The organism is Aeromonas sp. s4, from assembly GCF_040907855.1.
Classification (GTDB): Bacteria; Pseudomonadota; Gammaproteobacteria; order Enterobacterales; family Aeromonadaceae; genus Aeromonas; species Aeromonas caviae.
Window position 1 is genome coordinate 36,286 of record NZ_JBFOCP010000004.1, and the last position, 26,795, is coordinate 63,080.

Genomic DNA, 26,795 nt, shown 5'->3' on the forward strand with positions numbered 1-26,795 from the left:
ATCAGTCCTCATAAACGAAGCCGGGCGCGTCCTTGACCGAGCCCCAGAAGATGGAGCGGTCAGCCATCTGGCTCTGATAGCGGAAAAAGTGGTCGTCCGGGTATAGGCGGCGGTGGCTCTCGTCGGTGTTGCGCAGGTTCAAGCCGCGCTGCCAATCCTCGAAAATGTTGCTGATGGTGAGCTGGATCGTGTTGGTTTTGCCCGCTTTGACGGGGGTCTGGGCGATACGCCCCTTGAACTGGAGGCAGGCGTTGAGCGGTGCCCCGTCAGGCCCCATCACGACGAGGTAGAGCCAGGCCATCCGATCCACGATGCGCTCGCGCATCACCTCGGCGAGCAGGCTGTCATCCAGCCCGCCCAAGGCCACCGGCAGCTTGGTCGGCGAGGTGGATAGCTGCTCTTTCTGGGCGCCGACAGACCCCATGGAGCCCACGCCGTAATAGGTCTCACCGCCGATCACCAGCGGGCCCAAGCCGGAATGAATGCGGCTGAACCCGCTGACCAGATCCAGCTTGAGGGCATAGACGGCGGTCACATGGGGCTGATTGAGCGCATGGATAGTCGCCGGGTCTAACCCGGTCAACAGGGCTGTCATGGATAGAAGCTCTCCACAAACTTGATGGTGCCAAGGTCACGCTTCATGCCGTTCAGGCGGCGGGACTTCCCCGCCCCGGCGCCATCGAGCCGGAACACCCCCATGGGTCTCGCCACAACCAACGGGGTGCCGCTGGGGTAATTGGCCCGCAGCATCGGGGAGATGTTGATGCGGGCGGCGCCAGCAAGATCGGACCACACATCGGCGGTCACCCGCTTGAGTTCATCGCCTATCTGGATCCAGTCACCGTTTCGCAGCACCAGAGTGGAGGGAGTCCAGCCCCTGCTGGTCATGCTGGTTCGCATCGTCAATGCCTCATTGACGACCGGGGCCCCCTTGACTGGCTGGAGCGGATGGGCGAAGTCCCACAACCGGACACGACTGGAGGGGCCATCCAGCTTGGCGATGAACGCCTCCAGGCGGCGGGCCACCGGCGCATCCATTTTCCCCATGGTCAGCTCCATCAGCCACTTGCTGCCAGGCGTCGAGGATGTTTGCTCGGATCCCGTCCAGGTCGATTCAAACGAGCGGTGATTCGTTTGCAGCGCCAGGGTGTTCTCCCGCACCCGAAACTCGGCGGGCCAGTCATAGGTTTCCATTAAACCCCCAGTGATTTTCTTACTTGGCCATAGCTGCCAACGTCTTCGAGCACCATCTGATAGCCTTGCCTGGCTGCTTCGGTGATCATCTGGTGCCGTTCTGTCTCATTCATGTCGCCGGTGAAATGCAGATGCTGCTCGAACACGGCGCCGCCAATGGCTCCCGCGCCGCCGGACATCATCTGGTCATACATCTGGTCGATGCGCTGGGCCGATTTGTTGGTGTAAACCCGCTCCCCCTTGTCGAGTAACCAGGTGCCCTCGCTGGGGATCTCTTCGATACCGGAGTGAGCCATGCCCGCAATCGCGGTACCGGCCACAAGGCCGACTGAGATCATGGTTTGAACCCGCATCATCTGGCGGGCGGTTTCTGCCGACATCATCCCGCCGGTCATGGAGGCGAAGGCGGCGGCGTTGGCCTCCGCCAAATGGCCCGCCACGATGATGGAAGGAATGGCCAGCAGCTTCTGGGCAGCCAGCAGCGCCTTCATCACGAAGGTTTGATCTTTGCCTGACTGCTGCAACATATCGGTGGTGAGGCTGATGGTCTGGCTGGTGAAGCTGAGCATGTCGCGGGCGGCTTGCTGCTGCGATGCCTTCTGCTTCTCAACCCGCTGACGCTCTTGCTCGGCAAGCTGATCTTGCTTGCGCTGGTCGGCTTCCAGCTCCTTGGCCATCGCCTCTTCACGCTTGGCCATGTAGTCGGCTTGCTGCTCGGTGAAGTAATCCGCCTCTCTCTGGCGGTACTCCTCCCGCAGCTCCTCCAGGCTCTCATAGCCGCGGCGCCGCAGCTCGGCCTCGCTGATCTGCATGCTGTCGATTTCTGCCAGGCGCTCCTCATGGGCGAGACGCAGTTTGTCCAGCTCGTTGGCGTACTGCATGTCCAGGGCGCTGAGACGCTGCGCCCCCTGATCCAGCACCTTCTTGTTGTCGGCGCTGGTATCACGGGAACTGACCGGTTCCGGGGGCTGGTATTCGGGTTGCTCGCCGACCCCGAACCGCTTGCGCTCATAGCTGCCTTGCACCTTGTCGATCTCGGCTTGCAGCTCGACGGCCCGGTTTTTCAACTCGGCCAGCTCTGCCGCCTTGTCGCCGGTGTTCCCAAGCAGGGCGTCAATGACCCCCACACCGCCAAAGTTTTTCGAGCGGGATTGCACTTCGGCGATCTGCTCCTGCACATCGCCAAGCTCCTCACGCAGATTGCCGAGGCGGCGGCTCATGCCGTCAATGGTGCGCGGGTTGTCGGCCCAGCTATCGAGCAGGGTTCCCCAGTAGCTGACCGCATAGCCGAGCTTGTCGGTCAGCCAGTCGATTTGCTCCGATGCCCCCAGCACGCCCTGGGCGAACGAGCTTTGCAGGCGCAGGCTCACATCCTTGAGCTTCTGATCCATCTCCTTGAGCTGGGTGATGTCGGTCTGGGACAGGGCAACGTTGAGGCTGCGATAGTGCCCGGTCAGGCGTTGGAGTTCGGCGCCGTTGTTGCGCAGCAGGGGCTGGAGCGTGGAGACGTCATTGGCGATGGACTCCAGGTAGAACACCTGCTCCGAGGCGCTGACGTTGGTTGCGTCCATGGCGTTCTGGACGGCGATCAGGGCCTCGGGGCCCGCCATCTGTTGCAACTTGCCGATGGTCAGCCCCACTTTGGGGGCGATGTTCTCCATCCAGTCCTTGAACTCACCGCCGCCGGTGGCCGAGAAGTCGCCGAGCTTGTCCTGTACGTCCTTGAGCATGTCGGCCAACTGGTCGCCGCTGACATTGTATTGCTCGGTGGCATAGGTCAGCTCTTGCATCGTCTCAACGGACACGCCCGCCTTGAGCGACATTTGCTCCAGCTCACGCCCCTGCTGAGCCAGCGCACTGACGGAGGCTGCCAGACCCACCGCAGTACCGACCAGGCCCAACACGGCCCCTTGGACGACGCTGAACCCTTGCACGATGGCCACGGATTTGTGAGACAGCAGATCTGCCGTTTCACCGAACGAGCGGCCAAAGTTGAATGTCGAGTCTTCGGCATTCTTGGCGTCGATGGCATAGCTTTTCAGGACGTTTGCAGCCGAGCGGACATCCGCCGGCAGCGACGAGAGATCCGCGCTGAGTAGCACCCGCAGATCGGCAATCTGTGTACTCATGTGAAGGACTCCATGCCGGGGATAGAGCCTGCCAGCGCCTGCATATCGTCAGCGGTCTGCTCAGGGGGCTCTGGGCGGTTGTAGTAGAAATCGGAAATGGAAGGGAGGTTGTCGGGCTGGACGTGGGGAAGCAGGATAGTGGCGCAGATCTGCCCCATGGCAAACTGGTTGATTTGGTAGTCCACCGGATACCGCCCGAAGTGGCGACACCAGTCGATATAGTCAACGGCGCTGATCTCGCTCAACATCCGGCGCCAGTCTGGCCGCCGGAACTGGCGAGCCATCATCATGGCGAAATCCCGCTCCCCCTCTATCCTTTTTTTGGGTCTACCGGCTCCAGCTTGCCCTCACCACTGGCCGCCTCTTTCGCCAACGCGGCCAGGCCACTCAACTCTTTCACTGCCATGGCAATGCGCAGCACATGGGCCGAGTCAGGGTAGTTTTTCAACACCCAGGCTTTCATCTGCTCAACATCCAGATCCGGCTGATAGTGGTTCAACCCCATCGCCGCCAACAGCAGGCTCATTTCAAAGGTGAGGCGCTGGATGGTCAGCAGGGTTTTTTGTTGCTGGAGGGGAGCCGTGATCCCCTCCACCTGTGGCCACTCGACAGAAAGCAGGGCCATCTGGTAGTCAAACAACTGCAACCCGTTGAGCTGATGCACCACCACGGAGGAAGATTTGCCCTTGCCCTTGCCCTTGAGGGTCAAGGTGCGCGTCTCGATAAGGGCACTCATGCCGCCGTCTCCGCCAGGTCTTGCTTGCCGGAGAGATCCACCTTCACTGTGCGGGTGATGGTTTCCTTGATCTGGACGGGCTTACCCAGGCTGGAGATGAAGCCGTAGAAGCCATCGACCGCGCCATTGGGGTACTTGAGCAGGAACCAGCGATGGACACCACCCAGCTCGGCAACCACGGTTTTCTGAGCAGGATCGCCCGGCTTCCAGGCCAGGGTGAACCCGAGCTGACCGGGATCTTTCTGGCCAGGGCTTTTCTCCTTCCAGTCCGGATTGGGCGCATCCAGATAGTTCTCTTCGGTCACCTCGACCGACATGTCCGGCGGCGTGATCTCTTTGACATCCGCCAGACGGACTACCGAATCAGCTTGCGCCAGATCCGGCTTGGTGGCGCCCGCCACCTTGGCCATGTAAAGCTCGGTCCCGGCGCCCTTCACGGGCTTGGTTACATCAGTCATCAGGGTTTGCTCCAGGTCGCGTTAAAATTGAGGGTCAGGGACGCAAGGCCGGTGCCCCGATCATCTGCACCGTATTGCCAGCCCGCCGAGGCCAGCCCTTCCAGCAGCAGCCCGCTAAGGTCGTCCCCAGACAGCGGCGCCAGCTTCTCAGCCAGCTCATCCAGATCGGCGTCCGCCTGGTTGGTTTCGGCCACATAGAGGGAGACCATCAGCGGGGCCTGCTCGCTTTCCCCATCCAGGGAGAACTCACCATCGTCCCCTTCCAGGAAGTAGCAGAACGCCAGGGGTAGGTCTTCTTCGGCGACGTCTACCGGGCGGGAGGGATACACCTCACGCAGATCGGGCACACAGGTTCGCACCCGTTCGGCCAGGGCCGCCCGGATGTCGGTTCGGATTGTCATATTGGGTCCAATAAAAAACCCGCCGAAGCGGGTTATCGTGATGGGTTTTGCCGTTTGGCGTCCCAGCGGTTGAACATGCCATTGAGGATAAGGGTCATGCCGACTGTGATGACAAATCCCAGCCAGCCGCCCTGAAAGGTGCCAACGGCGATCAATGCCAGCATCACCAGGGCAACCACAATTTTCAGGATGATCATGAACTCTCCTTGCGTGAAGATCAGAATCCTATCCTCATTTGAAGGTCAATTGAAGCTGACGCAACAGCGCCCGCTGCATTTCGCGCGGCATGTCACGGGTCATCCCCGCTTTTGATTCCCGTTCATAGTGCTCGGTGATCGGGGTCACCAGCGGGATCCGCATCACCTCCAGGGCATGACGGCCTTTGCCGACCCGGCGCAAGATCTGCCAGCTCTTGAGTTTGGTGGCCGCATAGCCACCGCCCCGCCGGTATTCGCCAAAGCCTTGGCCACCGTCAGCAATGAAGCCACCAGGCACACGATGGCGCCCAACCTGCATGTCTCCAATCCCCGAGAAGGCGCTGTGCCGATAGCGCACCAGGCGCTGCTGGACGGCCCCCACCTTGATCAAGGGGATAGGGCGGCGGCGCACCCGGATCGTGGCTGATGGCTTCTGCTGAGACGCTTTGAAGATCTTCACCCGGGGGCGCAGCAACTTGGCGGGCACCTGCACGCGGCTATCCTTGGCGGTCAGCCGGATAGCCCGACTGGACGCGCCAGCCGCCACCCGGTTGACCGCTTGGGCGCTCGCCTTCGGCACCAGCTTGGTCGGCAGCAAGTTCAGGTTCGCCAGCGCCTTGTCCAAGTCTTGCTTGATGGGCATGGCTACCTCACTTGATGGGGATAACGAGCTGACCAGATCGGGTAAAAGGCGGCTCCCTCACGGAGGTGACCAGCGACAGGCTGGGGATCTCAACCTTGTCGCCCGACTTGAAGCGCACCCCAGGCGGGGGCGACGAAACGGACAACTCACGCAACGTGGTCAACACCTGTCCAAAGGCATCGGGGTTTTCATCATAGAGCGCCACCAAGGGCTCCCCAGCGATGATGACAGCGATACCCAGGGCATCATCCACAGCAGCGTTCAGGCGAGTGGCGGCACGTTGCCAGCGCGCACCGGTCATTGAACGATCAGCGCTTCGGCGTAACCGCTGGCGCCGCTGCTGACCAGCTTGCCGAAGTCGTCCGCGTCCTTGGTGGTGTCCGTGACCAGCTTTGCACCATCCCATTTGACGGCAGCACCGACGGCCAGGGCGGTGTCGCAGGGCAGCAACCAGACGCCAGCGGTGGCACCGGTAAATTCCATGCCGGCCAGCGCCGACTCAAGGGGAACGACGGTCAGGGCGCCGATCTTGACTGGCTTGCCCGATACTACGCCGCCGGCGGGGGCCACGAAGCACAGTTGGCTGCCGGTGCCGACAAAGTTTTTAGCCATGGAATTACTCCTGTATTAAGGCTGTCAGAGATGGCCCGCGCAGAGCGGGCCGGGGGGATTACTTGCCTGCGGACTTGACCAGACCACGGTAATCGAGGGCGGAGACGCCTGCGTCGATACGTACCTTGGTGGTCACACCGTCTACGGTGAAACCTTCTTGCTGCTCGATCCAGGGAGTGTCCTGGCCGTCGAGGTAGGCCACCTCGATGGTGTCGCCCCCCTTGGCCGCCAAGTACCACGCCTCGGTGCTGGCGTCGGAGAGACGAGGCTCACCGATCACATCCACGAAGCCCTTGATCGGGTTGGCTATGCCAGAGTTGGCATCCGCGCCCGGGACAGAGGTGCTGTTGATGAGTTGCAGCGCGGTGTCTTCCAGCTCAATCGGCACCAGGGCAAACCCCGGGCGGATGTTGAGGGCACGGCCCGGCTTGTCATCGGCCCCGACGGCGCGCTGGCCACGCATCAGGGTCTTGGCAGCGGAGAGCCCCTTGATCCCCATCGCGGCATCAGCGCCGGTCAGCAGGTTTTTGTGATCCGCATGGAACAGCGTCTTGTTGTCCGGCATCTTGACGTTGCCCGTAAGCACCGCATACACCAGGTCGCCGATGGTGCCGCGAGCGGCCGCACCGAACAGCGTTGGCACGCGGGTCAGCATGTCGAGGTCGTCATTGATGATGGCTTGGCGGGTGATGGCAAACAGCTCGCCATAGGTGGCCAGCTGGATGGTGGCGCCAGTATCGGACAGGGTGACGTGCTTGTATTCAGCCCCCTCGCGCACCTTGCGCAGGCTGGGGATGTCGCTCAGACCGATGCGGCTCGCTACCTTGAAGTCGGACAGGGTGCCTTTGCGCGTCCACTTGTCGAAGGTTTCCTCGGCATTTTCCCAGCCTTCCAGCACCGACTTGTTGGCGACATCCAGCAGGATCTTGCCAAAGTCGGAACTGGTGTGAGTGAAGGCCATGCCAACATAAGCCATCGGGGAGTAGCCACCGGTCTGAATGCCGCGACCATCCAGCGAGGCGCGGGCCAGCTCGCGCAGGCTGTATCCGCCATAGCGGTTATCACGCTCGGCGGCAGCATGGCCGCAACGGGTCAGCAGGGAGGCACGGATCGAGTCACCGATCAGGTTGCCATTGCCCACATGAATATGGGCTGCCGGGCCAGTCGGCCCCGCATCGCTAGCAGGCTTGCCCAGCGCCGCCTTGATTTTCTCTTTGGTCTGGGCGGGGGTCACATCCATGTCGCCCAGGCACTCGGCCATCAGCTCAGGGAAGCGGCCGCCGGTGAGGGCGAACAGATCCTGGATCTCGTTGCGACGGCCCTGCTCGGCTTGCTTGAAGGCGGCCATCGCCTCGGCTTGACTCGGCGCGGACGCCGGCGGGGCCGTGACGTGGGCATGAACCGCCGGTGCGGGAGGCTGGCCAGCGGTCGCTTTGGCACCGAAGAAAGCACGGGCCTGGGTAGGCATATTGGTGAAGTCGTTCATTTTGTTCTCATTTACGTAGGCGGCGGCCAAGATCGGCTCTTCCAGGACATCGACAAAACCCAGCTCCTTGGCCTGGGGGCCATCGAGCCAAGTGTCTGCCGACAGTAGCGCGGCCAGCTCCTCGCGGGTCTTGCCGGTTTTCTTCTCATAGGCGTTGAGCAACAGCGCCTCGTTGCGGTCCAGCCAATCCGCCATGTCCCGAAGGTCGTCGGCGTTGCCGACCGTGCCAGACCAGGGTTTGTGGATCATCACCCAGGCATTGCTCGGCATGTGGACGGTAGCATTGGGCAGGCAGAGGACGACCGACGCCATGCTGGCCGCCAGACCATCGTTCCAGATGTCGATCTTGCAGCTCAGGCGGGCCAGGGTGTTGTAAATGGCAAAGCCATCCATCACATCACCACCCGGGCTGTGGATGTGGATGTTGAGTTGCTTGGCATCAAACACCCCGGCGGCCTTGCAATCCGAGATGAATTGCTGGGCGGAGATACCCCAGTACCCGATCACGTCGTAGATGTAGATCTCGACCGTGGGCACAGCCCCGGATAAGGCGCTGATGCTGTACCAGCTCTTGGCATTGGGGGTTTCATGCTCGGGTACGGGGTGGCCGCTGGCGGCCGCCCGCGCTGGCATCAGGGCGGTCTGAATTGCCGCCGTCAGATGGTGCTTTTTCACTGGGTTGTGCTCCTGGGTCATTGGCTGGGTTGGTATCTGTCATCACGCCGTTTCGCTCGGCCCACTCCAGCTCGGACAGGCGCTGGTCGCGTACCTCGTCGGGATTGCGGTTGCGAGCCCGGATCCACTCTGTTTCCGTCCCGGCCCCACCGCGAATGACAGCTTTCCAGCCGTTGGCCTCACGCTCCGGGTCAATCCAGGGCATGACGGGGGCCAGGTAGATGGCGTCGAACAGGGTTTTGGGGTCGAGTTCAGGCGGCAACTCAAGGGGGTCTTTGCTGCGCAGGGTTTCGGCCAGCAACCAGTCGCGAAACACCGGCCGCGACCACAGGGCAACAAAGTCATCCTGCAGAACGGCAAACCCCTCCCACCCTTCGACCAGCTCCTGGCGTTGGGCAGAGTAAGTGCCGTCATAGTCACGGGCCACGCTCGAATACTGGCTGCGGGTGCCAGCACACGACGACCGTAGCTGCCCCGCCCGCCAGACGTTCAGGGCGGTGTTTGGACGGTTAGACTGGATCACGCCCACATCCTCGCCGGGGCGCAGGTCGTCAAACGTGGTGCCGGGGGTGATGTCGATCATCCGCGGGGCTCGTTCCCCCTCGCCGCCATCCGGCTCGATGTAATTGTCTGGCACCTCCCGCTTGATGAAGAAGGCGAGCGAGGCGCTGATGCGGGCCGCCACACGTTCGGCTTCCTCCACAGATTTCAAATCGGCCAGGCGGGTGATCACCCCATGGAGCAGAGACACGCCGCGCAGCTGATGAATCCGCTTGCGCAAGGCCAGGTGGTAGATCTCGGCGGCATCGATTTCCTTGTGGCGATAGCGGAACCCCTGCAACTCACCGGGGTGATCGAACATCACAAAGTACGACTTTGGGCGCCGCCAGCCATCTAACTTGATGCCTTGCCGGATCCCCTCTGCTACCTGGTTGTAGTCGAACGGGACGAAATCAGGCTCTAACAGCTCTATCGAGTAAGGCGTATCGCTGTGATGCTTGTAGCCAGGCACCGTGCCGAGCAGGCGGCGGCCAAACATCTCACCGTCGCGCAGCCAGGTACGGCAAACCAGCCGCTCCATCGCGGGGCGAGTGAACGTGCCGGTGGTTTCCGGTTTCAGCGACCAGGCAGCCCAACGGCGGCGGATCTCTTTGGCAAGATCCAGCAGCAAGGTACCGTCTATCGCCCGGGGCTGCGGCTCGATCTGGATACCCTTGCCACCTACGATCCGCTCTTCCAGCTTGTCGAGCAGGCCGATCACGATGTCGTGGTTTTCATCAAGCGCCCGCGCCTGCTCACGCAGGCTGATCGCCGACATCTGCACCGCCTGGTTGGCTCCACGGCGCTCCCGCTTGGCATTGTGGGTGCGACTCGGCATGGCAGCCTCATAGGCTTGCATCCGCAGGCGGTCACGCATTCGGTTGGCTGCCCAGCCTGGCGAGACAAATCCGAGCAGCTTATCCAGCGCTGTCATGTGAACCTCGCTACTGCATAGGGGCGGCGACGCGGTGATGCTACCTGCTGACGTCGGCGCTCCCACTCCTGACGGCCAGTGCGGATCTCGTTGAGATTTTCAGAGGTGACCGAGCGCCCCTGAAAAGTGATCTGCTTGCCTGCCAGTAAATCGCGCTCGGCCTGAAGGTAGAGCGCGATCATGCTGTCAATATCTTCCAGCTTCACAGCCAGCCTCCTGATCCTGATGATGTGCCCAGCCAGCTATTGCCCGCAGTGGACGCGGCGGGCTTGACGCTGGCAGGCGGTGATGGGTTGATGGTGGTCGGGCGCGGCTTGGCTATCAGCCGCCATCCCCGGTGCTGCACCCCGAGGCGAATGCCCGCCAGGGCATACACGGCGCAGTCGGTTGGCTCGTTACGGGCGCCAGACGGGGCGACCCAGCGATACACCCGGCGGCCTTTGACGAACTCCACCCGCTTGCGCTCGCAGGTAAGCCCCTTGAAGTAAAAGTCGTCCGCCCATTCGGCAACCGGATGGTGGCGATAACCCGGTGACGGGCCAGACAGTGAGGTAGGTACATCCCCCAGGCGGCCATAAAGCACGTCTTTGGCGGAGTCGGTGCCTACCTCGGACAGATAAACCCCCTTGCGGTTTCGCTTACGAGGGAAGGTGATGATGGGCTTCCCCATCATGGTTGCGCCCTTGATTGGGATGTACTTGTGCGGGTTGCGACGGCAGAACTGATATACCTCGTCGGTGTAGTGGCCGCCCGAGTCGATCATCACCAGGCCGATGTCCAGCACCTCCCCGGACGCCTTTACGAACTGACGGGAGAATTGCTCATGCAGCCTCTCCCAGATCTCGGAGCGGTGCAGGTCACCGTAGAGGCGCTGATAGTCCAGCACCCATGACTCCTCCCCCGCTCCCCAGCCAGTGATCTCAAACTCGAATCGGTCATCCTGGGTGTCAGCCCCCACGGTGATGTAAAGCACGCCGTCAGGTACTGCGACAGGCCACACCTCACGGCGGGCGGCAATGGCCTCCCACTCCAGTTTCTCGCCGGTGTCATCCTCCCAGGTTTCCCCGAGGGTGGTGTTGACGAAGGTCTTGAGCTTGCCCTGGTCATCCTTCGCCTTGAGGAAGTCAGAGACAATCCGCACCCATGTCGTGAGCGGGCTGTACGCCGTCCAGATATGGAAGGTGACCGATTCAGGGGGCGGGATTGGCTGATCGTCACTGTCAAACCAGTCGATGGAGTCCCGCGTCCAGATGCCGGTGCGCTCGCAGATCCAGCGCTCTACCGTCTCGTAATCCATCTCGTGCTGGCGAATGGCGCAGCCATTTGCCTCACAGAGATAGAACGCGGAGTGGTGGTTGGTGCCATCCCACTTGATGCCAAACTCGGCATCCGGGCCGCCCCACTTGAGGTACTGCTCGGCCTCGCAATGAGGGCACTTGATGTGATAGCGCATCAGGTGTGGCGATTCACTCGCCGCCCGCTCTATCTGGCACTGGCCTGCAATCTTGGGAGTTGAACCACGGATCGACTTGGGATGGGTCGAACCCTCCATCCGCTTATCACCCAGGAAGGTGGGTGAGCCCTCCTTCTCGATGTCATCATCAAAGGCGGCCAGCTCGTCATAGATCCCGAAGTCAGGCGACGCCTCCCGGTAGTTCTTGGCGGCCTTCCCTCCCCGCAGCTCAAGTCCCCGACCGTTGGCGAAGCGCTTTAGCTCCAGGGTGTTGTCCCGATGCTTCTTGCCATACCAAGGGGCGAGCGCCCGAATTTTCGGCACATCCCGGATCATGGGTTCAACGTGCTTTTTGACGAACAGCTCGGCATCGCCATCGGTCGGCTGCCAGATCAGGCCGTTGCGTTTCTTGTGCTCCAGCAAGTAGGCGGCGACGCCAAGCAGCATCTTGGTGTACCCCACCCGCGCCGACTTGACGAAGTTGACCTCGCGGATATCGTCGTTGGCCATCGCGTTGATGATGGCCACCTGAAACGGCAGCGACTTCCAGCGGCCCTCCTGATAGGAGGACTCAACCGGCAGATAGTAATGCTCATCCATCCACTCAGCGGCAGTCTGAACCGGCGGGCGGAGCAGGGCCGACAGACCAAGTGTGACGGCAGCCGCCAGGCTACTTACTTGTGCTGTCGATATATTCATCCAGTAACTCCGGCAGCAGATCACCCAGGGATGCCGCCTCGTTGCTGGCTATGACCAGTTCACGCTGGATCCCCTCGATGTGCTTGGTCTGCAATTCGGGGTAACGGCGGCGCATGGTGAGTGGAACGGTGTCGAGCAGACTGCTGACCTTGGCGGCTATGCGCGTTAAGGCGAAGGTGGCAAATTCGGTTGGCACCTGGTGGCGCTCAGCGATTTTGTTCTCGCGCTCGGCCTTGTCGGCCTGCTCCTTGGTGAGTCGCCACCGCTGGAAGTCCAGTTGATCCTCACCCATGTTTTGCGGATCCGTTGGTTGGTGTTTCTGGATCGCATTCTCTAGTCGGTTATCCACAACCGAGCGCACATCAAAATAGACATTGCGGCCAATCTTCTTGACCGGCTTAACCCCCCATTTATCAAAGGCTTGAACTGATATGCCAAGGCTGGCGGCCATGTCGGACTTATTGAGCCAGCCTGGCTTTGCGAGCCCCTTGTCTGATGGCTCTGACATTGAAACAACAACCTCGCTTTTTGGGGTTTCATATGTAGTGAAAATCCGCGCCTCAACGACCCGTCGAGGACGGGGGGCTGGGGGGAGTACCTTTGACCTGGGGGGTGGGGTATTGCGGTAGTTGGGTTAACGGGGTTGGGTCAATGAGAGATAGGCTCTTTCGCAGGCTAGTCCTGACGCTCGAGCTCGGTCATACGCTGCTGCCAGCTCACCCGCTCTTTCGTCAGCCCGGCTGAGCAGGTCGGCGAGCACCACGGCAGGTTGTCCGGCTGCCTGGCCTCCCAGGGCAGCACTGGAACTGCCGGCGCACTGACTTGCTCGGGCTGCCAGGCGACGGGCTTGCTCGCGCAACCGGCCAGACTCAAGGTCAGCAGCAGCGGCATCAGTTTGTGCTTGGGCGATTTGTTCTTGTGCATGGTCTCTCACCTCATCGATTTCAGACTGACGGCGCAACTCCTCTTCCCGGGCCTTCTGCTCGGCCTTGGCCCTGGCAGTAGCGAGGCGGGTAGCCTCTTTATTCCACTTCGCCTGCCAGGTCTTGCGCTCCCCCTCCTCCCCAGCAGCATGACCGGAGCGATAGAGCGCCACCCCACCGCCGACCAGGGCGGCTATCACCAAGGCGCCAGCCAGGAATGGCAACGCCCTGCTCTGCGGAGTTGTCACCATCACTCCCCCTTGCACTTCGCATTGAGACGTAGCCTGTCTTTCCAGAGCCCGGGGCAGACCCGGTTCCCTGGTGCAGAGCAGTCCTGCTTGCCGACACGCTTGAACATCAGGATCGCTTCGCAGGCACCTGGGTAGTCGCCAGTGTTCAGGCGCTTGACGATGGTGGAACGGCAGAAGGCGCCGGGGCCAATATTGTGGGAGAGCTCGACATAGGCATCGAACTCATACTGGTGGAGTGGCACTTGGATGCAGGCCTTGAGGGCATCCTCGAACACCCGCACCTCCCTAAGGCTCCTGTTCACTGCGGCGACTGGGGTGATAGTGTCACCCATCTTGACCCCTTCGGTGCTCCCAAATCCGATAGTGGGCAGCTTGGTCCCGTGTACCGGGTCGGGGTAAGCCACCGGCCCCCACCCCTCCCGATTCAGAATCCCAACAAAGCCAGCGGCACTGAGCGTGAGCGCCGCTATGGCAATTCGCATTTTTGTCATGCCTACCCCACCTGCTTGGCGCGTGGCTTGATGATGTTCGACCAGATAAACCAGCCGATCTGAATCGAAAGCCACACAAGCGTCGCGATCAGCACCCAGTCATTCAAAGAGACACCAGCCCACGACATACTCACCACTGCTACAGGAGGAGCAGATTTCGCAGTTTCACCGACCACTGTGGTAGCGATCTGCTCATGTCCTTGATTCATGAATCCACCCCAGAAACGAAAAAACCCCGGCGAGGCCGAGGTTTGGAATCAGAAAAGAAAAAAGACTGCGCCCTTTCGGGTACAGTCTTCCATCATGTAGAGCCAATTTACACAATTGTGCAGGATTCTGTCAAATCCCCGATATGCTATTGAGTAGGTTTACCTGCTTCAAGATATTCTCCCCCTAACAAATCTAGCTCCAACGTATCTCTCTCCAAGTAGCTCAAGAAACAACAAAATAATTAAGCTATTGAATATAAAGAAAAAACAACCAACGCAGAAGGGCAAAAACATACCTTCACTCGCATGTCAATAATTTGGTTGACGATTTTTAAGGCTGATGATAGTATGTATTTGTCCGGTAAATTTACGGACAAAATAAGGCGTTTTCGAGATGACATAAGATCATGAGGAACGCATATCTAACGCGAGATAGTGATGACCATTAGGAGAAATTCCATGAAGACAATACAACGACGGGGCTCAAATAGACCCTAGTTAAGGAGTGCTATACGAAGAGACAAAACATAAATGCAATCGCATCCCTCACCGAGGTGAGGAAGACGATACAAGAGGTAATACGTTATGAAAAATGCCGCTAACGCAGTAGCGAGTTCGGCAATTAAAAAGCCGAAACAGGAGCGATTCGAGTTTCGGGTAACTGATGAAATCAAAGAGCTGTTCGAGCAGGCAGCAAGCATCAACGGTGTCAGTGTGTCAGCTTTTCTCAAGATGGCTGGGCGCAAAGTTGCCGAAGAGGTTATCGAAAGTGAACGGACACTGAGGCTAACTACCCAGTCCTACGCCAAGATGATCGAGCTTCTGACGAACCCGCCAGAATTCAACGAAAGAATGACTGCGGCTATCGAAAGCTCCCGTAGTGGAGTATTGAAGATTGAACGAAGAACTAGAAGTAAAAGTAACACCGTTTTCAGGCAAGATTGATGATGATTTTTCCAGTGGCGAGCAGTCTCTGGACAACTTCTACCACAACAACTTTGTTAGGCAGTGGCAAAACAGAGTACTGGCTGGACACGAGATTGTTAATGACATGGGCGAGACCATTGCATTTGCCACCATGTCGTCAACTAAGATTGATAAGTCGAAATTAGGGAAATTCGGTAAAAAACTACCCTATCCAGAGGTGTCTTTCTCTCTAATAGGACGCTTCGCAGTTGATAAAGACTATTCAGGACAAGGAATTGGCTCATTTTTCATAGGTCGCCTTGTCGACATAGCAATGGCATCTGCAGAGCAAGTCGGGTCAGTTGGAGTGTTCGTGGATTCACTCCCTGGGGCCATTGGGTTTTATGAGAAACTTGGCTTTGTTAAGTGCGAAGCGGAAGATGGCAGTACAGGGACGACGCCGATGTACCTGCCTTTTCCAAAAAGGGTAAAGTAGATAAAAAGGGGGGCCCATAGCCCCCCTTTTTTTCATAACTGGGTTTAGCCCAGTGGATAAGTTCGTCCAAATGTGACTACTTCAAATCGGTCTCTATGACTTCAATTTCTTGGCCGCCATCGTACATCTGAATGCTGGCATCGCTAATGTCGTTACCGTCCACATAGACCTTCAATTGAAGATTAGCACCATCTTCCATAGTGATAAACGCAATGTAGATACGGGAAGATCCACCTTCACCGCCATCTTCCCAACCGAACTCAGAACCTTTAATGATGTGTTCCTGACCATCGACGTCAAGAACAACCTCACCCTTCAGATCAGACATATCCCGTCCTTTATTGTTGTGTGAACTACGACCACCAGGTCATCTGGCAGTAGCCCTATTTTAACGTATTCAACACCCCCAGCACATAGGAGACGTTGGCATCATCTACAATCATCAAAAGCTATGCTTCCACAAAAATCACCACAAAATTGACAAAATTCTCACACCGCAGTAACCCGCTTAAAAAGCCCATTAACCTCAACTGGCCCACACGGCCAGATAGATCGGATACCAACCCCGATCCACCGCCTGCCGCTCAGTCCACCAGCAAGCTGCTCATGGGTTTGAGAGACCGGGCACCCGGGATCGGGTGTAGGACCACGGACAGGCTTTGTTTATAGCTTGCCATGCAGACGCCTCAATTCCTTGCCGCGGATACCCCCCTTCCCCGACTGAGTTTCTGGCGACAGTCTGTCCTTGGGGTATCTAGCATGCGGAAGTAATGTTCCAATATCAGCTCGACCTGACCATAACCTCGATCATTGTTGGCGTGGTATTGGCGTCCCTAGCAGTCGCTCAGTGGCCTGCTGTACCAGATAGGTTCGTGCCAGCTCAGGATCCCGACATCCAAGCCAGTTGTCGTAATCCTGCTGCGGCACTATCACTAGACACCGCTTTTCATCCTCAGGTTTGTGCACCCGTCGCAGCAACGGGTGCGAGTCGGCGTTGATCGTGAGCTGGGAGAAGCTAAAGGAGTAGCCCTGTTCTTCTTCCCATGCCCGCCAGATGCCGGCCACCGCAAAGGGCATGCCATCAGCCATGCTGATCCGCCAGCGCTCGGCCTTGCCGCTCTCGTAACAGGGTTCGAAGAAACCGGTCATAGGCACCAAGCAGAGATGCCCCTGCTGCCAAGCGTGGCGGTAGGTCGGCTTTTCACCCACCGTCTCGGCCCTGGCGTTCATCGTGGTGTAGTGCTTGTGGCCAGGCTGCACCTTTCTCTTCGGCACCATCCCATAACTGGCGATCAGAGCCTGCCGCCGGCCATCTCGCAGGATCAAGATCGGGGCCTGGTAGTCCTGCCACACCTCCTCCTTCCAGTCGTAACCGGGGTCATCAACCCCGAAGTATTCCACCAGCACCGCCTTGGTGGTCGGGATGTAGTTGATGCACATGCACAGCCCCTCCGTCGGATGAAGCCCAGACTCACCGAGCCATTTTCTGCCAAGCATAATTCGCCGCGGCACAGCCCGCACTGCCAAGACCCGATTGCCGACCAGTGATCTTTCCGGATCCCTCGGATAAAATAACTGTATGTTCATACAGTGATGATTGCCATGATCCCCCACGCTATCGATGCACCTATCATAGAGCTCCCTCTGTTCCTCACCCCTGCCGCCTGCGGGTTCCCCTCCCCGGCTCAGGACTATGTGGAACAGTCTATCGACCTCAACCAACACTGCGTCCCCCACCCGGCGGCCACCTTCTATGTGCGGGCCAGCGGACACAGCATGATCGGGGAAGGCATAAATGACGGCGATATGCTGATCATCGACCGCGCCATCACGGCTCGCCACGGCGACATCGTGCTGGCCTGTCTGGACGGTGAGTTCACTGTCAAGATTTTGCAGTCCGACCCGCCGGCACTACTCCCGGCCAACCCGAACTTCTCCCCCATCATTCTGCAAGAAGGGCAAGAGCTGGATATCTTCGGCGTCGTCACCTTCGTCCTGCACAAAACCCGGCGAGGGTAATCATGCCAACCGCCATTGCCCTGGTCGACGTGAACAACTTCTACGCCTCTTGCGAGCGGCTGTTTCGCCCCGACCTCAAGGGGGTGCCGATCGTCGTGCTCTCCAACAACGATGGCTGTGTCGTGGCAAGATCGGCAGAGGCCAAGCGGTTGGGGGTCAAGATGGGGGTGCCCTACTTCCAGATCCGCGAGCTCTATGAAGAGCAGGGCGGCATCTGGTTCAGCTCCAACTACGCCCTCTATGGCGACATGTCGAACCGGGTAATGACCACCCTGGAGAGCATGGCCCCAACCGTCGAGGTCTACAGCATTGATGAAGCGTTCGTCGAGCTCGGGGAATCGTGGGCTGGCGACCTGCTGGCCTATGGCCGCCAGATCCGCGAGCGGGTGCGGCAGTGGACCGGCCTCACTGTCGGAGTGGGCATTGCGCCGACCAAGACCCTGGCCAAGCTCGCGAACTATGCCGCAAAGAAGTGGCCGGCTACCGGCGGCGTAGTGGATCTGCGTGATGAGGGACGCCGCGCCAAGCTGATGACCATCACCCCGGTTGAGGAAGTCTGGGGGATAGGGCGCAAGCTGACCGCCAAGCTCAACAAACAGGGCATCAACACAGTGGCTGATCTGGTGAGTGCAGACCCCAAGAGCCTGCGTCGACAGTATGGGGTCGTCGTCGAGCGCACCGTGCAGGAGCTGCGGGGGATCCCCTGTGCCGAGCTGGAGCAATTGGCCCAGGCCAAACAACAGGTCATCTGCAGCCGGAGCTTTGGTGAACGCATCACCGCGTTTGGTCCAATGCGGGAGGCGCTGGCCGGCTACATGGAGCGGGCCGCCGAGAAGCTGCGTGCAGAGGGGCAACGGTGCCGCCACATCACCCTCTTTATAAGGAGCAGCCCCTTCTCGGAGCGGGAGACCTATTACAGCAACCAGATATCGGCCAAGCTGCAGACAGCTACCTCAGACACCCGGGACCTGCTGGCCCTGGTTGAACCACTGCTACGTCGGATCTGGCGGGATGATGTCCGCTATATGAAGGGGGGCGTCATGCTGGCTGACTTCAGCCCAGCCAGCATGCACCAGGGAGACCTATTCGCTGACCGGCAGCAGGATCCCCGCAGCGAGGCACTGATGAAGGTGATTGACCAGATAAATCAGGGAAAATTGGGAAAGGTCTATTTTGCCGCCAGAGGTCGGGACGCCAGCGGGTGGGTGATGAAACGAGAGCAGCTTAGCCCTCGCTACACCACTTGCATCAGCGAGCTCCCCGCGGTGAAGGCATGAATTTGACCAGTTGAGTCAACTGCTGCTGAAGAGACACCGACTTTGGCACCGGCGGTATCTTCTTGGGATTTGGCAAAGCTTCGGGGTGAATGCAGAGAACCTTGATGAAAATCCGCTTGTGGACTTTCCTTTCCTCTTTCAGCCCTCTCCGGACTTCAGCCACCAGCTCGACGCATTTCATCGAGCGCAAGTAGATCATGAGATCGCCAGCCTGACTACTCGGTATCTCAAGCACCTCGACGACGTCATACAGGTCGAAGAAATCGCCATGAAGAAGTCCCCACCCGGCCATCCTCATGGCAGGGGCTTTCAATACGCTATCCATAGGTTTAGCCCTAGCAGCAACTCATAATCAACACTCAGCAAGGTAATCACTTCTCGCTGGCGGCTCTATCTTCCTTTGGAATGTACGAACCCAGAACGCAGATCGCAGATCGCAGATCGCAGATCGCAGATCGCAGATCGCAACCATACCAATCCGAGTATTGATTAAACCATCAATTAACGAGAGGGGCTCAAACATATTAGAGAGCAGTAGGAAGCACTGAGTGGTGCTGCTCAAAAAACGAACAGTCGCACCTGATACGAAATATGTCGATTGAAAACTGGAAATGATAGGAATATTATAAAGGCTGGCCCCAAATGAGCCAAAATAAGAATCGCTGATAAAGCGATGTTTTTAAGAGGAAAAAGAGATGAAAGCACAGTCAAGTAGAGTTACACCAACCAAGCCAAAACCAGGAGGGCAGAACTATGCTCCAAAAAGGCAAAAAACGTCGTAGTAAAAAGAACGAAACCACTGCAATCATACTTAGTATCTTACAGTGGCTCATTTTAACAATCTTAAGTGATATAACGCTTAAATTGTTCCACCATTTGCAACAGTTGATGTACGAGCCGGCAAGCTTAGAGTGCATCAACCAAGCAACAATGTTTTTTATCTAACTTTGCTGGGGCCTATTGGCCCCTTCTTTGTTACGCCATTCAGCGCAACTCTTTTACGTTGTAAATACTAACTGTGTAGTTGACATTCTGCAACTCGATTTTTGCACTAAAACCTTATTCACATCTTAGTCTGACATACTTCCCCAAATCGACTGCAAAAAAACCATGGGTGAAGAAAGCAACTTTTGCACCGATTTCATTAACTTTTTCAGACAAAACCGGACGCAATTATAGCCATTGGTTTATCGTTGTAAGCTTCACGCCGCCGTCACACGCTTGTAGAACGCCTCCACCTCGCTCTCCTGCTGGTGGCACCACGCCAGTACCGCCAGATAGAGCGGATACCAGCCCCGCTCCCATTGGCCACGGGTCAGTCCACCAGCCAGCGGCTCAATGGCACGTCTGATCTGGGTACCCGGGATGGGGCGTAGCCCGGTACCGCCGCAGCGTGGGCACACCTTGTCGACGGCCTTACCATGCAGGCGGCTCAGCTCCAGATCGCGGATCACTCCCCTCCCCCTGCAGAACTGCGGGTGACAGGCCGCCCCCGGGGTGTCCACCGTGCGGCAGTAATGTTCCAGGGCCAACTCGGCCACCCGGCGCAAGGCCATGCCGTGGTCACGTTCCTTGTTGCTCCCCACATAGCGGGGGGCAATCTTGGTGCACTCAGCCTGCACAGCCAGCAGGGCCTTCTTGGCATCCCCCAGGTCTTTGCAGTAACGCGCCATCACCAACGCCATGCCGGCACCATTATGCTTCTGAACCATTCCCAATGCCGTCATCACATCACTCTTTGTCAGATGAGAACGCCCCGTAGACTGGGCCTGATAGGCCTGCAGCATCACAGAACGCGGATCCCCTACAGTAATTGCATATTCAAAGCGCACTCATCACCTCCACCGTTACCGACACCATTCCCCCTTTCACTACCGGCCCGCGCTCCACCAGCAACCGGTCGATCTGGCTATCGTCCAGCCACACCCCGGCGTGGGTCAGGGCGTCTTGCACCGCCTTCACTGTGTTATCCAGATCCCGGGCTCGCCGGTCAGGGGCCTGCACCACTAACCGCAGGGCCAACCGATCGGAGATCTGTTTGCCGGCCAACTTGGCCAACAGGCAGGCATCGGCCGCGGCTTTGCGATAGACCCTCCCCTCCTGGCTCAGCAACGTTCTGGGCTTGCCGCTCACGGCCACATTGCGCCAGATCCGGTTGGTTGAAGGGGGCCATGGCAGGGTCACTGTCCATGAATCAGCTTTTGGCATTGAACACTCCCAAGGAGCAAGCCAGCTCCAGTGTGTTGATAACGTGCTCCAACTGCGAACCGTGAGTGGCCTCCCATGCCTTCCACCCGATCCGGTGCAACTCCATGTGTGGCTGGTGGGCGAGCGGAAACACCATCAGATCGTGCGCCTTGCTGCCCATCACGCTCATACCGTGACCTATGACATGGTGCGCCTCGATGCCCTCGCGCTGGCCCGTCACCACACAGGGCAACTGCCGGACAAAGGCCAGGTAGGCTGCACACTCCCAGCGCTGGCGCTTGGGCCTGCCAAGGTGGAGGGCTGCGGGTTCTGGGTCGATCTGACGAATAGCCGGTTTGGCATTGATGCGAGCCCGCAGATCGGCCAGCGGATCGCGCTCTGCCACCTCAAGGCGATGCTCACGATAGCGGGCATCGGTCTCCCGGTTACCGCGGGGCGACCACTTCCGATCCGGTTCGATGGGTGCCAGGCGACAGGCAGAGCGCAGCAGCGGATCCGGCAATGAAGGCAGCACCTTGTAGACGGTCGCCCACCAGCACAGATCCCGGGCAGTCAAGTCAGCAGCGGCCACCCCACACCAGCCAGCAACCCGCTGCAGTACAAGCTGCGCCAGCCACCCGGCCACATCAGCGAGGCGGATCGGTAACTGCCCATTGCGGTGCTCGTTGTCGTGATGCCAGCACAAAGGCAGATGCACCCCCTCCACTTCTGCGGTGACGGTTTCCCCGATGCAGCCATCGGCTATCACGCAAGCCGTGGCATTGGCGGTCAGCAGCTCCCCACCGGCGACATTGACCACTGCGGCGCAGGCCAGGGCCGACACCAGCTCAGGGAACTGGACCAGCAGGTCAGCCCCCTGATCGCGCACCAGGCGAACCGGCTTGCCAGCCAGTTGACGCCTCACCGCCGGCAGGCTGTCGCCCAGCGGTACCAGGGCCAGCCCCAGCGCTTCGACAAACACGGCGTTACCTGCGCTCACGCTTGCCCCCTGATCGCATTCAACTGTTGGCGAAACCACTCACGGTGCTCTTCATCCACCTCATCGATGGCGGCCACCACGACCTCACGCCCGATCTCGTTGCGGCGCCGGCGCCACACCAGCAGGTGCGCCTGCTTGATCAACTCGATGCGCTGCCGTTCAGCCGATGGCAACAGGGCCAGGTTGTGACTCATGCCGCCACCCCGCGCAGGATGCCGTCACGGATCAGTCGCTCCACCAGCCACTGCTGGCCCTTGCCGGTGATCAGGGGGGTGAAGCTGATACGCCGCTCGCCGTTGCTGTCAAACGAGCTCTCCCGGGTCGCGAACAGCCCGCGGTCCACATACTCCTGCATCGGCAGGTTCCAGCGCTCCCCGCGGCAACTCATCAAGATCTTGCGTTCCCTCAGCAGGGAAAACAGGGTATTGGGGCCAAGGCCCACCGTCTTGGCAAACGCCGACAAGGTGATCCCCTTCTCCACACTGGCGATCTGCTTGGCAAACTCCACCGCCGGGGCATCCATCGCCACCTTCTGTTCCAGCGCCATCTTCTGCTCGGCCAACTCGGCAGCAAGGCGCAGTGCCTCCGGCAGCGACTGGGGGATCACCAGAGCATTCTGGTTGCCCTGCTGCTCCAGCTCCTGCCAGCGGCGAATAATCCGGATCCGCAACTGGGCGCTGTAACCTGCCACCAGACAAAGGCTCTCGTCCTTGTCCAGCAGCAAGCACGGTTGGGCCCGGCCCAGACTGTCCTGGTACTCGGCTGGCTTTTCAGCCGATTGAATCTCCACCAGCATCCGGCGAACATCGGCCAGCACGTTCTTGTGCTCCTTGCCGGTCAGCTCGGCGATTTCCACGCTGGTCATCGTCAAAGGGGTCACGCCCCTCATCATCAACTCCATCTCTCTACCCCCATCGAAACATTGGCGGCCAGGTACAACGCCAGACCGACGAGCAACAACAGCATCAACGCCGGCATCACGAGATCGCGCATGGGATCATCTCCAGCGTGGCGGGCCGCTGTTGCTGGCCGCGCAGGGCGTTAACCGCCTTCATCACCTCAGCCAGTTCGGCACCCTGTACCAGGTAGTGCCCGGCCCGGTGGGCCTTCGAGGTGAACCCCAATTGCCGCGGGCAATCCGACACCTCAAGGCGTATTTGCACCGGCAACCAGTCCTTCACCTCCGGGTACACCGCCACCCGCACATACCGGGCGCGGCGAATGTCCCGCTCACAGGCATCACTGAACGTCACCGCCATCACGCTATCCTCCCGGTTATCGTCACACCCTCGCGGCGATACTCGGCCAGCACCTGCTGCAGCTCGGCCTGAACCGCCTCATCGGTCACCTCGCGATCACGCACATAGACACGGGCCTCCGCCTGCATCTCGCAAGCTCGCAAAGAGACCTGGCGGCCAACAGGGGCAGACTTCGGTACCGGATTGCGCTGCAGGATGGTGGCCTTGACCTCGGCCGGGCGCGGGGCGAACTGGCGGCCAGCGTCATCGGCCAGCTCCAACACCGCCTCGCGGATCTGCTGGGCGGTGAACCCGCGCAGTTGAACACCCCAGGCCATGGCCACGCCGCGGGCATTGGCATCCAACTGGCTGGCACTGGCGGGCCAGCACCCGGCCATCAACGGCAACAGCTCATCGGCCAGGAACATCGACATGCCGGTGCTCACCTGCAGACTGGCCTGATTCACGGGCAGACTGGTCACGTTAGAGGGGAGTGTTGTCGTCATAATCGACCCCCGCGGCTCGCAGGGCCTGGGCCTGCTGTTGGGCTTGCGCCAGATTGGACAGAGGGCGCTGGTGGCCGGCAGACGGATTGCCGCGCTTGGCCTGCAACCGATCCCACTGCTGGCGCAGCTTCTGCGGGGCCAGGATGTTGGTGCACCAGAACGCATCCCGGCTCACCCAGTCATACAGCTCGCAAATATCGCGATGGCTACGCTGGTCCAGCTCACGCATCAGCCGGATCACGTTGGACCACTGCGCCCAGTTCGGCTCAAGAGCGGTCGGGGTGATCAGCTGCACTCGACGAAACATCCACTTCGCGGTCATCAGGTCATCGCTGGTCCCCCACGCCTTGCCGTTCGGGGTCTGGATAGCCGCCTCGGGAATGACCCGGGTCTTGGACTTGGGTTCGGGATCGGCAACCTCCAGAGCGGCAGGATCTTCCCCAACCTGGTCGAAAGTCGCGTCAGCGAGTTGCGACGAAGAGTCTTTAAGATCTTTGTTTGTTTTGTTGTTTATCTTGTTTAGATCTTCGGCGTGATACTCCGCGCCTAACTCCGCGCCATCAGATTGCGATACCCCCTCAATCCCCTGCCCTGATGCGGGTTGCAACTCCGCGCCCAACTCCGCGCCAATGTGTTCTGAAACTCCGCGCTGGTAAGGGTCGTAGTTGAGCAAGGTGACCAGGGTGTAACCCCGGGTACCCTGCTTGCTGGTGCGGCTGATCATCCCCTCCTGCTCGAAGGCCTCTAGGGATCGGCGAGCACTGTCTTCAGAGATGCCGCAGGCCTCCCCCAGGGATCGGGCCGAGCCCACAATCTGCCCACGCTGCAGTTGCAGACGATTACCGTTGAAGGTCACCTCACAGCGCTCATGCGCGGCCTCCAGCAGCAGGTGCAGCCACAGCGCCTTGCGCACCGGGTCACGGTAGAACGGCGCCTCCTTTAGGCTCTTGTAAAGCAGCACAAACCCGCTGCGGCGGTTGTCGGCCACGTTGCATCCTCGTGAAACTGGGGCGGCCACCGGGGCCGCCAGTCTGACTACCTTACCCATGGCTCACCTTCTTCAATCGCGTCGGCTTGGCCGCCTTCTTGGCGTCCCTCTCCTGCTGGCGCAGCTTGCGCTGCAGCAACTTGGCCATCTTCTTTCCCTCCGCCAGACACTTGGCAAACGCCTGCCCCTTGGCAAAGCACGGCGTGGTTCGAAAATGCCGCAGGGCCGCCTGGGTTGCGGTGTGCACCACATCCGGGGTGTATCCCCCCGCCGTCAGGATCTGTGTCACGTTGCGCTCGATAAACAGCTCAGGATGCATGGGCCACCTCCTGCAGGTGTTGCTGCAAACAGGCCAGATGGCGTTGCACCTGCTCGGCCGTGGCCGGAATGCGCAACCCGCTGTAGACCAGAAAGGCCCCCCGGGTGCCCACCACCAGCTTCGGCAACATGGGCGGGATGCACGAGCGGCGACTGCCTTGCGCCCTCGGCGATTGTTGGGTACGCTTGTCCACGTTGTTTTCTCCGCGAAAACCAACCTCGGGTCGGGCTGTTAGCGCAGCGCCGACCCACTCTTTTTGTGCTTCCTTCATCACTTCTCTCCTTGTGCATGTGGCCCCGGGAACGGGCGCACCTGACTGGCTACCGACTCTTCCAGGCTCAACAGCTCCTTGATGGCCCGGTGCACTGCCGCCGTGATGGACTGCCGCTCCACCGGGTCGATCACCCCGTCTTGCCGCGCTTCACGCAGCTCGCCAAACACTGCCGCCACCACCTCGCCCACCAGCATCACCTGGTCAGCCAGTTCCTCTTCGGTCACCGTGCTATCCGGCAGGGCCACCAGCGTATGGCCGCGGGCCAGCGCCCAGGCCTGCAGAATGGCGTTGTCACCGGTCAGCTCGGTCACCGCCATCGCCTCGGACAGGGTCAGGTGGTGGTCTTCGCAAGCAGGGTTGAACTTGTTGTTCAGGGTGGTCGGACGCTTGGAGCCCATCAGGCGGGCCAGATCGGTGATGTTGTACCGGCGGCTCAACTGATAAGCGGCGTCAATAGGGTCAGAAAGGTGGGAGTGTTCCCGCTTCACTCTCGTGGTTGTTCTGGTGGGTTTTGTCATGATGGTTCTCAAGCTGATTAGTTAGGGCGCTGAGCACCGACAGGTAACAGACCATCACGCTCCATTTTCTCAATCTGGTAGGCCCGCAGTGCGGGGATCTCACTTCCCCACTGATAGATCGCCTCTCGCTTTATGTTGAGCATCTCGGCCATCTTCTGGATCTGTTCAGCTCGTTTCTTACCGAACTTACTTAACGCGTCGTTCTTAGTCATATGACCCCCAAAAATAAAAGCATTCTTATAGTACATAGAAAGAATGCTTCTATCAAGGAGGTATAAGATGGCTTATATTTGTTTTTCAGGGGATACATGTGGAATCGGTAGGAGATCGGATCAGGAGGCTTCGTAAGAGCCTTGGCCTAACCCAAGTCAAGCTGGCATCTATGCTCGGTATAAAAGCACCAAGCGTGGTCCAATGGGAAAGCGACAAAACAAACCTGAGCGGCGAGAACCTACTCAATGCCGCCAAGCTGTTTGGGGTCACTCCCGACTACATCCTGTACGGGGGCGATAGAGAGCAGGTTTCTACTCCAAATTTGGAGCTGGCTCAGCCGGATATACACCGGATACCTGTGATTTCCTATGTGCAAGCCGGGGTCTGGACTGAAACCAGCGAGATCCGCGAGTGTGACGGCAATATGGTCTATATCACCACCGATCTTGACTTGGGGCAGCGTGCCTTCGCTATCGTGATCCGGGGTAATTCCATGGAGCCGGAATTCACCGAGGGGGATTTGGTGCTGATCGACCCGGACGAGCCGCTCCACCCAGGCGATTTCGTGGTGGCCAAGAACGGCGAGGAAGAGGCTACATTCAAGAAGTACCGCCCGCGTGGTTACGGCGAAGATGGCAAGGAGATCTTCGAGCTAGCCCCTCTCAATGATGACTATCCCACCATGCGCTCAGACCGTCAGCATATTCAGATCATCGGTACCATGGTGGAACACCGTCGCCGTAGACGGCGTCGTTAGGAATAGACCATGGAAGGTTTATTACAGCACTTTGATAGTAGCAACCAATACGTAACTTTATACTGC

General features: G+C 59.3%; 39 protein-coding genes. 5 read left to right on the forward strand and 34 right to left on the reverse strand.

Going from position 1 to position 26,795, the window contains the following annotated elements:
• Window position 1 precedes the first annotated feature (1 nt).
• The 19 genes from AB5Y89_RS01410 to AB5Y89_RS01500 form a co-directional block, all read right to left on the reverse strand.
• The gene (locus AB5Y89_RS01410) at window positions 2-595 is read right to left on the reverse strand and encodes a hypothetical protein (RefSeq protein WP_319895037.1); all 594 of its coding nucleotides are present in this window, start codon (window positions 593-595) and stop codon (window positions 2-4) included.
• Window positions 592-1,194, reverse strand: coding sequence for a hypothetical protein (locus tag AB5Y89_RS01415; RefSeq protein ID WP_368222721.1), 603 nt, complete (start codon window positions 1,192-1,194; stop codon window positions 592-594). Before AB5Y89_RS01415 ends, AB5Y89_RS01410 begins: the two co-directional genes overlap by 4 nt.
• Window positions 1,194-3,323 (reverse strand): hypothetical protein, encoded by a 2,130-nt coding sequence (locus AB5Y89_RS01420; RefSeq protein ID WP_368222722.1) that lies wholly within the window; start codon window positions 3,321-3,323, stop codon window positions 1,194-1,196. Before AB5Y89_RS01420 ends, AB5Y89_RS01415 begins: the two co-directional genes overlap by 1 nt.
• Window positions 3,320-3,613 (reverse strand): phage tail assembly protein T, encoded by a 294-nt coding sequence (locus AB5Y89_RS01425; RefSeq protein WP_323929287.1) that lies wholly within the window; start codon window positions 3,611-3,613, stop codon window positions 3,320-3,322. Before AB5Y89_RS01425 ends, AB5Y89_RS01420 begins: the two co-directional genes overlap by 4 nt.
• A gap of 20 nt (window positions 3,614-3,633) precedes the next feature.
• On the reverse strand, window positions 3,634-4,059 hold the full coding sequence (locus AB5Y89_RS01430; protein WP_368222724.1) for a hypothetical protein: 426 nt from the start codon (window positions 4,057-4,059) through the stop codon (window positions 3,634-3,636).
• Window positions 4,056-4,517, reverse strand: a complete 462-nt coding sequence (locus AB5Y89_RS01435) for a phage tail tube protein (RefSeq protein ID WP_045525045.1) — start codon at window positions 4,515-4,517, stop codon at window positions 4,056-4,058. Before AB5Y89_RS01435 ends, AB5Y89_RS01430 begins: the two co-directional genes overlap by 4 nt.
• The gene (gpU, locus tag AB5Y89_RS01440; protein ID WP_368222725.1) at window positions 4,517-4,918 is read right to left on the reverse strand and encodes a phage tail terminator protein; all 402 of its coding nucleotides are present in this window, start codon (window positions 4,916-4,918) and stop codon (window positions 4,517-4,519) included. Before gpU ends, AB5Y89_RS01435 begins: the two co-directional genes overlap by 1 nt.
• Before the next feature lie 32 nt (window positions 4,919-4,950).
• Entirely contained in the window at window positions 4,951-5,115 is a 165-nt protein-coding gene (locus AB5Y89_RS01445) for a hypothetical protein (RefSeq protein ID WP_187171361.1), read from the reverse strand.
• 34 nt (window positions 5,116-5,149) lie between these two features.
• The gene (locus AB5Y89_RS01450; RefSeq protein WP_368222726.1) at window positions 5,150-5,758 is read right to left on the reverse strand and encodes a phage tail protein; all 609 of its coding nucleotides are present in this window, start codon (window positions 5,756-5,758) and stop codon (window positions 5,150-5,152) included.
• Between the two features lie 7 nt (window positions 5,759-5,765).
• Window positions 5,766-6,059, reverse strand: coding sequence for a hypothetical protein (locus tag AB5Y89_RS01455; RefSeq protein WP_368222727.1), 294 nt, complete (start codon window positions 6,057-6,059; stop codon window positions 5,766-5,768).
• On the reverse strand, window positions 6,056-6,370 hold the full coding sequence (locus AB5Y89_RS01460; protein ID WP_323929293.1) for a capsid cement protein: 315 nt from the start codon (window positions 6,368-6,370) through the stop codon (window positions 6,056-6,058). Before AB5Y89_RS01460 ends, AB5Y89_RS01455 begins: the two co-directional genes overlap by 4 nt.
• 58 nt (window positions 6,371-6,428) lie before the next feature.
• Window positions 6,429-8,531 carry a ClpP-like prohead protease/major capsid protein fusion protein gene (locus tag AB5Y89_RS01465; protein WP_368222728.1) on the reverse strand — a complete coding sequence of 701 codons (2,103 nt, stop codon included), beginning with the start codon at window positions 8,529-8,531 and terminating at the stop codon, window positions 6,429-6,431.
• Entirely contained in the window at window positions 8,443-10,005 is a 1,563-nt protein-coding gene (locus AB5Y89_RS01470) for a phage portal protein (protein ID WP_368222730.1), read from the reverse strand. Before AB5Y89_RS01470 ends, AB5Y89_RS01465 begins: the two co-directional genes overlap by 89 nt.
• Window positions 10,002-10,211: a hypothetical protein gene (locus AB5Y89_RS01475; RefSeq protein ID WP_163136992.1), complete on the reverse strand. Its 210-nt coding sequence runs from the start codon at window positions 10,209-10,211 to the stop codon at window positions 10,002-10,004. The genes AB5Y89_RS01470 and AB5Y89_RS01475 overlap by 4 nt, the downstream gene beginning before the upstream one ends.
• Window positions 10,208-12,058, reverse strand: a complete 1,851-nt coding sequence (locus tag AB5Y89_RS01480; protein ID WP_368222732.1) for a phage terminase large subunit family protein — start codon at window positions 12,056-12,058, stop codon at window positions 10,208-10,210. The genes AB5Y89_RS01475 and AB5Y89_RS01480 overlap by 4 nt, the downstream gene beginning before the upstream one ends.
• 70 nt (window positions 12,059-12,128) lie before the next feature.
• Window positions 12,129-12,608, reverse strand: a complete 480-nt coding sequence (locus AB5Y89_RS01485; RefSeq protein WP_257710079.1) for a terminase small subunit — start codon at window positions 12,606-12,608, stop codon at window positions 12,129-12,131.
• A gap of 183 nt (window positions 12,609-12,791) precedes the next feature.
• Window positions 12,792-13,331, reverse strand: a complete 540-nt coding sequence (locus AB5Y89_RS01490) for a DUF2514 family protein (protein WP_368222733.1) — start codon at window positions 13,329-13,331, stop codon at window positions 12,792-12,794.
• Window positions 13,331-13,822 carry a lysozyme gene (locus tag AB5Y89_RS01495; protein ID WP_368222735.1) on the reverse strand — a complete coding sequence of 164 codons (492 nt, stop codon included), beginning with the start codon at window positions 13,820-13,822 and terminating at the stop codon, window positions 13,331-13,333. The genes AB5Y89_RS01490 and AB5Y89_RS01495 overlap by 1 nt, the downstream gene beginning before the upstream one ends.
• 2 nt (window positions 13,823-13,824) lie before the next feature.
• Entirely contained in the window at window positions 13,825-14,031 is a 207-nt protein-coding gene (locus AB5Y89_RS01500; RefSeq protein WP_368222736.1) for a hypothetical protein, read from the reverse strand.
• Between the two features lie 585 nt (window positions 14,032-14,616).
• Between AB5Y89_RS01500 and AB5Y89_RS01505 the strand changes: the two genes are divergently transcribed.
• Window positions 14,617-14,976: a DUF1778 domain-containing protein gene (locus AB5Y89_RS01505; RefSeq protein ID WP_368222738.1), complete on the forward strand. Its 360-nt coding sequence runs from the start codon at window positions 14,617-14,619 to the stop codon at window positions 14,974-14,976.
• Window positions 14,927-15,433 carry a GNAT family N-acetyltransferase gene (locus AB5Y89_RS01510; protein WP_368222739.1) on the forward strand — a complete coding sequence of 169 codons (507 nt, stop codon included), beginning with the start codon at window positions 14,927-14,929 and terminating at the stop codon, window positions 15,431-15,433. The genes AB5Y89_RS01505 and AB5Y89_RS01510 overlap by 50 nt, the downstream gene beginning before the upstream one ends.
• 76 nt (window positions 15,434-15,509) lie before the next feature.
• Here the strand turns inward: AB5Y89_RS01510 and AB5Y89_RS01515 are convergent, their stop codons facing one another.
• Both AB5Y89_RS01515 and AB5Y89_RS01520 read right to left on the reverse strand, forming a co-directional pair.
• Window positions 15,510-15,761, reverse strand: coding sequence for a hypothetical protein (locus tag AB5Y89_RS01515; protein WP_368222741.1), 252 nt, complete (start codon window positions 15,759-15,761; stop codon window positions 15,510-15,512).
• A gap of 479 nt (window positions 15,762-16,240) precedes the next feature.
• Window positions 16,241-16,873 (reverse strand): SOS response-associated peptidase, encoded by a 633-nt coding sequence (locus tag AB5Y89_RS01520; RefSeq protein WP_368222743.1) that lies wholly within the window; start codon window positions 16,871-16,873, stop codon window positions 16,241-16,243.
• Between the two features lie 162 nt (window positions 16,874-17,035).
• Between AB5Y89_RS01520 and umuD the strand changes: the two genes are divergently transcribed.
• Together umuD and umuC are read left to right on the forward strand one after the other, a co-directional pair.
• Window positions 17,036-17,452, forward strand: coding sequence for a translesion error-prone DNA polymerase V autoproteolytic subunit (gene umuD / locus AB5Y89_RS01525; protein ID WP_324062515.1), 417 nt, complete (start codon window positions 17,036-17,038; stop codon window positions 17,450-17,452).
• A 2-nt stretch (window positions 17,453-17,454) separates the two neighbouring features.
• Window positions 17,455-18,729, forward strand: a complete 1,275-nt coding sequence (gene umuC / locus AB5Y89_RS01530; RefSeq protein WP_368222746.1) for a translesion error-prone DNA polymerase V subunit UmuC — start codon at window positions 17,455-17,457, stop codon at window positions 18,727-18,729.
• Here the strand turns inward: umuC and AB5Y89_RS01535 are convergent.
• The 13 genes from AB5Y89_RS01535 to AB5Y89_RS01595 all read right to left on the reverse strand — a co-directional run bounded on the left by AB5Y89_RS01535 (window position 18,701) and on the right by AB5Y89_RS01595 (window position 25,971).
• The gene (locus tag AB5Y89_RS01535) at window positions 18,701-19,054 is read right to left on the reverse strand and encodes a hypothetical protein (protein ID WP_290435223.1); all 354 of its coding nucleotides are present in this window, start codon (window positions 19,052-19,054) and stop codon (window positions 18,701-18,703) included. The two genes, umuC and AB5Y89_RS01535, sit on opposite strands and share 29 nt — an antisense overlap.
• An 877-nt stretch (window positions 19,055-19,931) precedes the next feature.
• Window positions 19,932-20,441: an antitermination protein gene (locus AB5Y89_RS01540; RefSeq protein ID WP_368222748.1), complete on the reverse strand. Its 510-nt coding sequence runs from the start codon at window positions 20,439-20,441 to the stop codon at window positions 19,932-19,934.
• Window positions 20,442-20,550: 109 nt separating this feature from the next.
• Complete coding sequence (locus tag AB5Y89_RS01545; protein WP_368222750.1) at window positions 20,551-20,937, reverse strand: RusA family crossover junction endodeoxyribonuclease; 387 nt, start codon at window positions 20,935-20,937, stop codon at window positions 20,551-20,553.
• Window positions 20,924-21,916, reverse strand: a complete 993-nt coding sequence (locus AB5Y89_RS01550) for a DUF968 domain-containing protein (protein ID WP_368222752.1) — start codon at window positions 21,914-21,916, stop codon at window positions 20,924-20,926. Before AB5Y89_RS01550 ends, AB5Y89_RS01545 begins: the two co-directional genes overlap by 14 nt.
• A complete protein-coding gene (locus AB5Y89_RS01555; RefSeq protein ID WP_005324004.1) occupies window positions 21,913-22,110 on the reverse strand; it encodes a DUF3283 family protein in 198 nt (65 codons plus the stop codon). Before AB5Y89_RS01555 ends, AB5Y89_RS01550 begins: the two co-directional genes overlap by 4 nt.
• On the reverse strand, window positions 22,107-22,805 hold the full coding sequence (locus tag AB5Y89_RS01560) for a phage regulatory protein/antirepressor Ant (protein WP_319908172.1): 699 nt from the start codon (window positions 22,803-22,805) through the stop codon (window positions 22,107-22,109). The genes AB5Y89_RS01555 and AB5Y89_RS01560 overlap by 4 nt, the downstream gene beginning before the upstream one ends.
• Before the next feature lie 88 nt (window positions 22,806-22,893).
• The gene (locus AB5Y89_RS01565) at window positions 22,894-23,175 is read right to left on the reverse strand and encodes a hypothetical protein (RefSeq protein WP_277856913.1); all 282 of its coding nucleotides are present in this window, start codon (window positions 23,173-23,175) and stop codon (window positions 22,894-22,896) included.
• Window positions 23,175-23,660 (reverse strand): hypothetical protein, encoded by a 486-nt coding sequence (locus AB5Y89_RS01570; RefSeq protein WP_368222754.1) that lies wholly within the window; start codon window positions 23,658-23,660, stop codon window positions 23,175-23,177. The genes AB5Y89_RS01565 and AB5Y89_RS01570 overlap by 1 nt, the downstream gene beginning before the upstream one ends.
• Entirely contained in the window at window positions 23,638-24,708 is a 1,071-nt protein-coding gene (locus tag AB5Y89_RS01575; RefSeq protein ID WP_368222755.1) for a hypothetical protein, read from the reverse strand. The genes AB5Y89_RS01570 and AB5Y89_RS01575 overlap by 23 nt, the downstream gene beginning before the upstream one ends.
• Window positions 24,701-24,967 carry a hypothetical protein gene (locus AB5Y89_RS01580; RefSeq protein ID WP_368222756.1) on the reverse strand — a complete coding sequence of 89 codons (267 nt, stop codon included), beginning with the start codon at window positions 24,965-24,967 and terminating at the stop codon, window positions 24,701-24,703. Before AB5Y89_RS01580 ends, AB5Y89_RS01575 begins: the two co-directional genes overlap by 8 nt.
• Window positions 24,957-25,238 carry a hypothetical protein gene (locus tag AB5Y89_RS01585; protein ID WP_368222757.1) on the reverse strand — a complete coding sequence of 94 codons (282 nt, stop codon included), beginning with the start codon at window positions 25,236-25,238 and terminating at the stop codon, window positions 24,957-24,959. The genes AB5Y89_RS01580 and AB5Y89_RS01585 overlap by 11 nt, the downstream gene beginning before the upstream one ends.
• Entirely contained in the window at window positions 25,238-25,759 is a 522-nt protein-coding gene (locus AB5Y89_RS01590; protein WP_045525007.1) for a phage regulatory CII family protein, read from the reverse strand. The genes AB5Y89_RS01585 and AB5Y89_RS01590 overlap by 1 nt, the downstream gene beginning before the upstream one ends.
• 17 nt (window positions 25,760-25,776) lie before the next feature.
• Window positions 25,777-25,971 (reverse strand): Cro/CI family transcriptional regulator, encoded by a 195-nt coding sequence (locus AB5Y89_RS01595; protein WP_270681894.1) that lies wholly within the window; start codon window positions 25,969-25,971, stop codon window positions 25,777-25,779.
• Between the two features lie 98 nt (window positions 25,972-26,069).
• Here AB5Y89_RS01595 and AB5Y89_RS01600 point away from each other — a divergent pair, with 98 nt between their 5' ends.
• The gene (locus AB5Y89_RS01600) at window positions 26,070-26,729 is read left to right on the forward strand and encodes a LexA family transcriptional regulator (protein ID WP_270681891.1); all 660 of its coding nucleotides are present in this window, start codon (window positions 26,070-26,072) and stop codon (window positions 26,727-26,729) included.
• The last annotated feature ends 66 nt before the right edge of the window (window positions 26,730-26,795 follow it).